Raw genomic sequence first — 2,001 nt, forward strand, 5'->3', positions numbered from 1 at the left:
AAGGTTTAAAAGAATCTATTAAATATTTTATAGAGAAATCATCATATTTACGCGCTTAGTAAACTTCCGATGGAAGATTCTTTTTTTGCAATTGCCAAGCTAACAAAATAGTAGATTTCATGAAGGGGTTGGCATTTTTTGCATGTGTTGTCCGATTTATGGCTATATGGTTTATGGCTTTGAGGGGGAATAAACCCAGGTAAGGCATTAAGCTGTGAAAGGGGGCGTTAATGGGGCTAATAACGATAAAGAAATGATGACATAGCGTAATCAACAAGGGGAGTTTGAAAACAAAAACCTACATAAAGTAGGGAATGTTCCAAGAGGGAGGAGAATCACTTTGAAGCTTAGAGGTAAGATTGCTGCATTAACGACCACTATATTGCTTGCGATGTCTTCAACAGCCACTTTTGCTGCGGAACCAGGGCTGGATACAATGCCCGGCCCAGTGGATCCCCAGTCATGGGTGAACCCGGAGAATATGACGTGGAATGATTATAATCAGGTCCCGGGTATTGACTGGAATACAACGAATATTAAGCCGGAAACCGAACTTAGAGGGGCCTTGATTTTGGTTGACTTTCCGGATCAGGATTTTATCCTGACCAAACCCAAGGGTTCAGAGCTCGTCGGTAATCCGCAAGTCAACGCTGTTCCTCGTGAACAACTTGGGGAATGGTGGAAGAATTTCTTGAATGTCCCAAGTGCACTCAACAACTATCAGACAATCGATGGTTTTTGGAAAGAGAACTCTTATGGAAAATGGGGCGTATCACTTGATTCTTATGGTCCGTACCGTTTGGATAAAAACGAATTTCAGTATGGGCTTGAGAACAGTCATAATACTGGTTTCCTGCCATCGAATTATCAAAGAGGAAACCTTTTCACAGATGGCGTAAATGCAGCAACAGATGACATAACCGCCTCTGGAAAGGAATATGACTTTGCGTTTATCGTTCATGCTGGCTATGATGAATCAACTGTATGGCAGGAACTCGGCGAAATGATGTTTTTGAATCAAGACTCGGTGACTGATGAATTTGGGCCGCCGAAGGATATGCCTGGATTTGAAAACATGCCAAACTGGGCAAAAACTCGTTACGTACCATGGTCTTCCTGGTACGCAGCCAAAGCTATTTGGTCCGCCGCATCTAGTGCAAGGATCAATGGCAAAACAATTCGTGTTTCTATTCAAGGCGAAAGTGATGGCATGGGCACATTCGCTCACGAATTTGGCCATCTCCGCGGTCTTGGCGATAACTACAATAATGCGGCTCTTGACCCTAGAACCTATTCGGGTTATTGGGAAACGATGAGCCGTGGATCATTCAATGGCCCCGGTGGGACGCACACTCGCTGGATGATTCCATCTACCCTTGGTGCTTCTTTATCGGCACCACATATGCTTCGTAATAAGATGAAACAGGGATTTGTATCCGATGATGAAGTCCTGCAGCTAAACCGTGATGACTTAAAAGAATCTGGACCGGTGTTTGCGGATATTGTCGCGCGTCAAGCACCAATTGGCAGTCAATTCGGCCGAACCGGACTCCACGGCATCAACATCAGCATGGACGATTTAACACCAACCAATTACCTTTCCGGTGACTGGCGTAACGATATAATAGGCAATAGATTGTTCAATAACTACACCCTTGAAGTGGTAGACCGTTTTGGTGCGGATTCCTTTGCAGCCGACTCCGGTGTATTGATTGCCAAAACGAAAAATGCGGAGACTTCCCCGTTCATTTGGGTAGTTGATTCACATCCCGAAGATATCAATCTGAAGGACTTTACAAGACCTGACGGCACAACAGCTATGGTTGGCAAAGGTGACCCCCGTCAAACTCTTGATGCTTTATTCAAAGCTGGGAATGGGGCAAGTTTGGTCTCCGGGCAATTCGATGGTTCTATTGGCAAAGACACTGTTGTCAGTGAGTACATCGATCCATACAATAAACTTCATTTCTACATTTTAGGGCAACACAAAGACAATGACGG

The 2,001-nt window shown here is 44.5% G+C and carries 1 protein-coding gene; it reads left to right on the forward strand.

The window, feature by feature from the left end:
* Positions 1–340 precede the first annotated feature (340 nt).
* Positions 341–2,001, forward strand: a 1,661-nt coding sequence (locus V7149_RS23695; protein WP_335348035.1) for a M6 family metalloprotease domain-containing protein, incomplete at its 3' end; no start/stop codon positions are given.

Origin of the sequence: Bacillus sp. JJ1503 (genome assembly GCF_036965125.1) — a bacterium.
Classification (GTDB): domain Bacteria; phylum Bacillota; class Bacilli; order Bacillales; family Cytobacillaceae; genus Cytobacillus.